This is a genomic window from Marinitoga hydrogenitolerans DSM 16785, from assembly GCF_900129175.1.
GTDB lineage: Bacteria > Thermotogota > Thermotogae > Petrotogales > Petrotogaceae > Marinitoga > Marinitoga hydrogenitolerans.
Genome location: NZ_FQUI01000028.1, coordinates 21,783 through 29,153, shown reverse-complemented (window position 1 = coordinate 29,153; position 7,371 = coordinate 21,783). Strand labels below are relative to the sequence as shown.

Here is a 7,371-nt window from a genome sequence, read left to right as displayed (position 1 = left end):
TATCTAAAAGAAATATATGAAGCAGTAAAAGAATTCAAAAAAGTGCTATTTTCCAAAAGCACAGAAAAATTACATAATTGGATAAAAAAATATGAAAAAAGTTCTATTCAAGGGATACAGAGTTTCATACATGGAATAAAACGAGACATTGTAGCAGTAGAAAACGCAATAAAATTTGAATATAGTAATGGCTTAGCAGAGGGAAAAATAAACAAAATAAAATTAATAAAAAGAATGATGTATGGAAGATGTAAATTTGAAACATTAAAAAATAAAATTCTGTTGATTGAACATAATTAAACTAATCTAAGCATAATCACAGTTTATTCAAGTAACTTTGGAAAGAGCCATTTATTGGTTGAGAATTAGATGTTTAATTAATATATACAATCACAATTTTTGGAGTTTCTAGAATCAATGTATATATATTTAAACATATAGAAAAAAACAACTTACACTTTACATTATCTTAATATAAAATATATGTAAAAAATAGTATAATATATATATAAAATTATATAATTATTGCGGGGTGTTTTTTATGAAAAAAGTAAGTGTTTTTTTAGTAATATTACTGTTATTAGTTTCTTTAACAAGTTGTTTGGTTAAAGAAAATGATGGTGTTTCAGAAAAAACTAATGCAACAATAGCTAAAGAAATGTTGGAAGTTAACAAATACAAATCTGTTATTGAATTATTTGAAAGTCTTGCTCCAAAAAAGCCTGTTGTTACAAAAACAATCCAATACAATGCTGGTTCTTTTTCTGAGATTATAGGAGAAGCTACACCTTTAGTTTTTTTCAACAGCAGATCCAATGCCGGAGATGAGATTAGAGTTCCTGAAGAAGGATATTTTGATGACTACAATGGTGATACAAATTATTATTCCTATTTCATAATGAAGAGAAATGAAGAACTTGATATTGATGGTGATTTTAAAATTGAGCTACATATTTTACCAAAAATTTCTTCTTATCTTTTTGAACGAATTGAAAAATATACAGTAAGTGAAAATGCATGGTATATTGTTGATTTTTATGATGAAAATATTATCAAATATATTGATAAATATGTTAGTGAAAATGAATATTATTTATCCACAGAACACGAAGAAGTTATTGATTTTTGTAGAAATATAGAAGATGAAGGTTATTCCCTATTTTTAGATGATAATAAAGAATTTCCAAGCTTTTTGGAAAATATTGATGATTATATTTTTGATTCATTTGAAGAACCGACAAAAAATTCTACAGGGACTTGGTGGATTCATACAAAATCAACATTTGATCTCGGCGATTATTCTAAATGTTCTTTTAAAGAGAGCGAAAGATGGTATGCTGAAAAAGATGATGTGGGTAGTGGTATAATAAAAATAGAAAGAAAAAAGGAACGTTATAAATATGAAACAATCCAAAGAAATAAAAGTGAAGGAATGAAAAAAGAATTAAGTGAATTAACATTGGTTTTTAGAAAGAAGAATAATCAACATTATGGATTTTCTGGTACAGCTTATGGTAGTGATAATTTAAGAGACCATAATGAAAATGGTGATTATTTTTTAAACAAATTCACATTATGGGAAAATTTAGAAGAGGTTGAGGATATTTCTAACGACAATTACAAATACTTTGAAGTAACTGAAATACAACAGGATGGTGAAAGTGCAACTACATATTATGGTACTCGCACATCATATGATGCTGAAGACGAAATTACTGTAGTGTATGGATTAACTATAAAGAAAGGAGATAAAGTACCCTGGTTCCACATGACTTTAGAAAAGGTATCAGAAGAAAATAAAGCGGTTAAAAGTATTTCTAATAATAAAACAGTATTGTCTTATACTGAAGATGGTAAGATTAAAATAGAAAATGCAGAATTAAAAGGTGGACTTTTTAATGGAGAATATTATAATGGAGTTTTTATAGGTACATATGAAAAAAATGGGAAAAAATATAATGTAGAAATAAATAATGTAGATGTAAAAGTAGATAATGAAGAATATGTGTTTTAACTATTAATGAAGCGCCTGAAAAGGCGCTTTTTTCTTTAACTATTACTTGGTTAATTTGATATGATTTTTATTATATGATACAATTTTGATGAAAAGTAAATACCTCCGGAATTAAAGGTGAGTAATCTTAATAGGGAAGACGGTGAAAATCCATCACGGCCCCGCCACCGTGACTGGGGACGAAACCAGCAAAAGCCACTGGTATAAACTGGGAAGGCGCTGGAAGTAGGGAGATCCAGAAGTCGGGAGACCTGCCTTTAATTCCAGGGTAATCCCATTTGCGAGGGCAATTGGGATAATATTTTTATTTTTATAGGAGGTGGCTATATGAAAGTTCAAGAGTTTTTAGGGAAAAAATTTTTAAAAGAGTATGGTATTAGAATTCCAGTGTCATACCTAGTAAAGGAAGAAAAGGATATTGAAATTAAATTTCTTCCTGCAGTATTAAAATCGCAAGTATTAGTTGGAGGTCGTATGAAATCAGGTGGTGTATTATTTGCCAAAGATGAAAATGAATTTATATCTAAAGCAAATGTCCTGTTAAAAAAGGAAATTAAAGGTGAGAAACCATATGGTGTCCTAATCGAAGAAATGATACCTTTTGAAAAAGAATATTATATTTCTCTTGTTCTAGATAGAGAAAAAAAAGATATTATTATATTATATTCTGAAAATGGAGGAATTGATATAGAAGAAAATAAAAATAGTATAATAAAAGCAACATTTGAAAATTACGAAAAATTTTTACCAGAAAAAATACAAAAAATTATTCCAAATCTAAGAAAATTATTTAGAGAAAAGGATTTAACTTTATTAGAAATCAATCCATTGGTTGAAGATAATGAAGGGGTAATATATGCACTTGATAGTGTAATGCATTTAGATGATAATGCGATATTTAGACAAGAATGGGCAAAGGAATTTTTAGAAGAAAAATATCCTTTTCATTTTGTTAAATTAAATGGCGATATAGGAATAATTGGTTGTGGTGCAGGTATAGTTATGGCTACAATGGATGCTGTAAAATTATCTGGCGGAGAACCTGCAAATTTTCTTGATCTTGGGGGAGGAGCAGAAAAAGAGATTACAATACAGGCTCTAAATTTATTAAAGGATTATGGAATAAAAAGAATTATATTAAATATATTTGGCGGAATAACAAAGTGCGATGAAATAGCAAATGGTTTAGTAGAATTTAAAAAACAAAATCCAGAAATTAGTTTGTTTATACGATTAACTGGAACAAATGAGGAAAATGCAAAAAAAATACTGAAAGAAAATGAATTAAGCTATTATGAAGACATGTATTCTATGATTTTAGATGCAGTAAGGATGGTGAAAATTCATGATTAATGGAAGAGAAAGAATATGTGTCCAGGGAATAACAGGAAAATATGGGAGATTACATACAGAAAAAATGTTAAATTATGGAACTAATATTGTTTGTGGTGTTTCGAAAAATAATATAATAAAAAAATTACATAGAGTAGAAGTTTTAAGTAATATGTATGATGCAGTGAATAAATTTCGTGTAGATACTTCAGTAGTATTTGTTCCCGCTCCTTATGCAAAAAATGCAGTTTTTGAAGCGATAAATGCTGGGGTGAAAAAAATTATTATTATAACAGAACATATACCACAACAGGATATGCTTGATATATACAAAATATCAAAAGATAATGATGTTAGAATAATTGGACCAAATTGCCCTGGTGTAATATTTCCTGGAATATCAAAAATTGGAATTATGCCAGAAAGAGCATTTAAACCGGGAGATATTGCAGTGATATCAAAAAGCGGAACTTTAATGTATGAAATTTCAAATTACCTTTCTAAATATTCAACAGGTATTAAAATTGGAATAGGTTTAGGTGGTGATCCAATAATAGGTACATCAGTAGCTGAGGCAATGGAATATATAATGAATGAAAATATTAAAAAGGTTGTAGTAATCGGTGAAATTGGCGGAAATGATGAAGTGAATGGTATTGAATATGCATTAAAAAAAGGTTATAATGGTGATATAAAAGTATTTTTTGCAGGCAGAACAGCACCAAAAGGAAAAAGAATGGGACACGCTGGTGCTATTTTGGATGGTTATGAAGGGAGCATTGAATATAAAGAAAAAAAATTAAAAAAATTAGGGGTAAAAGTAATTAAAAATATACCAGAATTAATATGAGGAGGACGTATGAATACATATATTTTACTATTTTTAACTATATTATCTGGAATTTTAATTGGGAAAATAAAAATAAAGAACTTTAAATTGGGTAGTTCTGGAACCTTGTTTAGTGGATTATTAATTGGCTGGTATACTACCAGCCAATTTTCTAATAACTTAGAAATAATAAACAGCATGAATAAGGATTTTAAACAATTTTTCCTTTTTTCTTTAATTTTATTTATATCATCTGTTGGGTTGATTGCCTCTAAAGATTTAAAAAGTATAATAAAAAAATATGGGGTTAAATTTATTATTATGGCATTTGTTATAACTTTATCTGGATTTTTAGCAACACTTATTTTATCTTCAAATAATAAATATATTTTTGTAGGACTTTTTTCTGGTGCATTAACAAGTTCTCCAGGTTTAGCAACAGCGTTAGAAACAGCGCCTAATTTTGAAAAAGATATAATATCAGGATATTCCTTTGGTTATGTTCCAGGAGTTTTGGCTGTAATATTTTCTATGTATTTATTACCTCATATATTAAAAATAAATGTCAACGATGAAAAGAAAAAATTGCTTGGAGAAATCAATATAAAAAAAGAAGATGCAAAAAATTTTGATTTTTTAAGTTACTCACTGGTAATAATTATTGGGATATTATTTGGAAATATTAATTTTAATTTTGGAGTAGTTTCTTTTAAATTGGGAATGACAGGAGGAATTTTGTTGTCATCTCTTATTCTTGGAACAATGGGGAATTTCTGGATTTTTAACTTTAAGATGAATAAAAATATTTTAAAGAATCTTCAGGAATTTGGATTATTAATGTTTCTTTCTTCTGTAGGATTAAGATCTGGCTATAAAACCTTAAGCAATTTAAATATTGAAACACTATATTTAATGTTATATTCTTTTATTATAGCTATAATATCTATATCTGTTGGTGTGATATTTGGAAAATATATATTGAAAATTAACTGGATAATATTATCAGGAGCAATATGCGGTGGAATGACTAGTACTCCTGGGCTTGGTGCAGCAATAGATTCCAATGATTCTGAAGAGGTTGCTATAGGTTATGGCGCTACATATCCCTTTGCTCTTATTGGTATGGTCATTTTTAATAAGATTTTGATGATGATAAAATAATTTTCAGTTGTTACAGTTTATTATTGTATAAATGTTATATAATAAAAAAGAGAGGCCTATAGGCCTCTCTTTTTGTCATTAGAAAATAGTCCACGGAATATATCCGGCAGGAGCATAATTTACAAATCTTGCATCTTCGATAAATCCTTTTGATTCATTTTCTGGAATTATACCAATAACAGGAACTGGGTTTCCATTTATTGTTGCAATTCCTGAGAAAGTTATTTCAGAAGCTGACTTTGTAACATCTCTGTATATTATTAATTTAAATTGTCCACTTAAATCGGATAAATCAGCAGAAAATTCTGTGGCTTCTTCTGAAATATCTTGTTCTAAGACTATATCAGAATAAAAATCTGTAACCAACAAAGCTGCTCCTCCAGTTATTGTGGAATCTAATGCGATATCTAATTTAAATGTTGATTTTAATACTAAATAAATTTCGGTACTTTCATCACTTAATGTAATATCTTTTGTTAATACTGTAGCTTCTTCTGATCTATAATTTAGAGAATCAAATTGCATATAATCAGGACCACTTAAAATCAAAGTATATTCACCAGGATCTACAGAATACAACCCAACCCATCCATCATCTGTTGTTACATAATAATTTGAACCAGAATTTGATTTTCTTACTAAAGAAATAAATACATTTGATAATGGCGCTCCATCACCAGACATAACATAAAAATCATAATTAGCTCCCGATGTGGATGGTAGTGTTTCATTTACAGCTGCAGCAGCATTAATTCTCCCATAACCTGCAGCATGATCCCAACCTGTTATATCTATATCATCTGCAGTATTTTCCATCATTTTCTTTATTTGATATGGTGTTGCATTTGGATGTAATTGTTTTAATAATGCCGCTAAAGCAGAAACGTGCGGTGTTGCCATTGATGTTCCAGCCCAATAATCATATGGTTCTGAATAAACACCATATATTTGAGCTGAATGTCTTGGAATAGTAGATAAAACCTTTTCTCCAGGTGCAGCTACAGAGATAGTATCACTTCTATTTGAAAAATCTGTAACTTCATCTCTTGCATTTGAAGCAGCTACAGCTATAACTCCAGGGTATGAAGAAGGATAATGCCAGTGTTGGTCGGTATGATCATTTCCTGCTGCTGCAACAAATACTGCATTGTGGAATAATGCGTAATCTATAGCAAGTTTTAGAGTTTTAGAATATCCTCCGCCACCCCAACTGTTTGACAATACTTGAGCACCGTTGTCAACAGCCCATATAATACCGTCTGCAACGTATGCATCACCAATATATTCTGGCTGGAATATTGGTATTGACATTATTTTTGCGCCGTATGCAAGTCCGACTACACCATTTCCATCTTTTTTAGCAGCAATAGTTCCTGCAACATGAGTACCATGATCATCTCCTTTATCACCAGGGCCACCAAGCACAGCATCATAATCTTCATCTGGCATTATTAAATTTCCACTAACAGGATCATATCCCGTTACAAATTGACCAGCTAGATCTGGATGTTGTGCGTCAATTGGTGTATCAATAACAGCAACTATAACATTTGTTCCTGTTGCAACTGTCCATGCATCAATAGCGTTAATTTTATTCATTCCCCACAAGCTATCTTCTGAAACGCCATCTATATTTTTTGTAATTGTATCATCTATTATTTCAGGTTTAGGATCTATTAAATCTCTTTTAAAACTTGGCTCAACATATTTAATTCCATCAAGCTTTAATGATTTTAATTTATCATAAGCCTCTTTTAATGTTCCGTTAAATTTTATTCCAACAACCTTAATTTCTGGAATTTCAATATAAACTACACCATTTAAAGCTTTTTTTATTTCTTCAATTGAATCTTTATTTTTATACCCTACAAGTATTCTTCCTTCAAATATTTCTGCATTATTGAATTCGCTAAACACAACATTGTTATCTTTATCATTTTCATTCGGATTCAACAAAGTAGTCTGACAGCTAGCAAAAATGAACAATATTGATAAAAGACCTATTAAAATATATTTTAAATTTTTCATATTCACC

6 protein-coding genes and 1 riboswitch are annotated in these 7,371 nt (G+C 29.4%); of the genes, 5 read left to right on the top strand and 1 reads right to left on the bottom strand.

All coding sequences use genetic code 11. From position 1 onward, the window contains the following. The 5 genes from BUA62_RS08010 to BUA62_RS07990 all read left to right on the top strand — a co-directional run. On the top strand, positions 1 to 300 hold a 300-nt coding region (locus BUA62_RS08010; RefSeq protein WP_143148347.1), incomplete at its 5' end, for a transposase. A 241-nt stretch (positions 301 to 541) separates the two neighbouring features. Beyond that, the gene (locus BUA62_RS08005; RefSeq protein ID WP_072865254.1) at positions 542 to 2,014 is read left to right on the top strand and encodes a hypothetical protein; all 1,473 of its coding nucleotides are present in this window, start codon (positions 542 to 544) and stop codon (positions 2,012 to 2,014) included. A 98-nt stretch (positions 2,015 to 2,112) separates the two neighbouring features. After that, positions 2,113 to 2,287: riboswitch (cobalamin riboswitch) on the top strand. Between the two features lie 54 nt (positions 2,288 to 2,341). Then, positions 2,342 to 3,367, top strand: coding sequence for an ATP-grasp domain-containing protein (locus BUA62_RS08000; protein ID WP_072865256.1), 1,026 nt, complete (start codon positions 2,342 to 2,344; stop codon positions 3,365 to 3,367). Continuing rightward, positions 3,360 to 4,196 (top strand): succinate--CoA ligase subunit alpha, encoded by an 837-nt coding sequence (locus BUA62_RS07995; RefSeq protein ID WP_072865252.1) that lies wholly within the window; start codon positions 3,360 to 3,362, stop codon positions 4,194 to 4,196. Before BUA62_RS08000 ends, BUA62_RS07995 begins: the two co-directional genes overlap by 8 nt. Before the next feature lie 9 nt (positions 4,197 to 4,205). Beyond that, entirely contained in the window at positions 4,206 to 5,336 is a 1,131-nt protein-coding gene (locus tag BUA62_RS07990) for an aspartate-alanine antiporter-like transporter (RefSeq protein WP_072865250.1), read from the top strand. A 78-nt stretch (positions 5,337 to 5,414) separates the two neighbouring features. On the opposite strand, the gene BUA62_RS07985 is transcribed toward BUA62_RS07990, so the two are convergent. Beyond that, positions 5,415 to 7,364: a S8 family peptidase gene (locus BUA62_RS07985; RefSeq protein WP_072865248.1), complete on the bottom strand. Its 1,950-nt coding sequence runs from the start codon at positions 7,362 to 7,364 to the stop codon at positions 5,415 to 5,417. Positions 7,365 to 7,371: the final 7 nt, after the last annotated feature.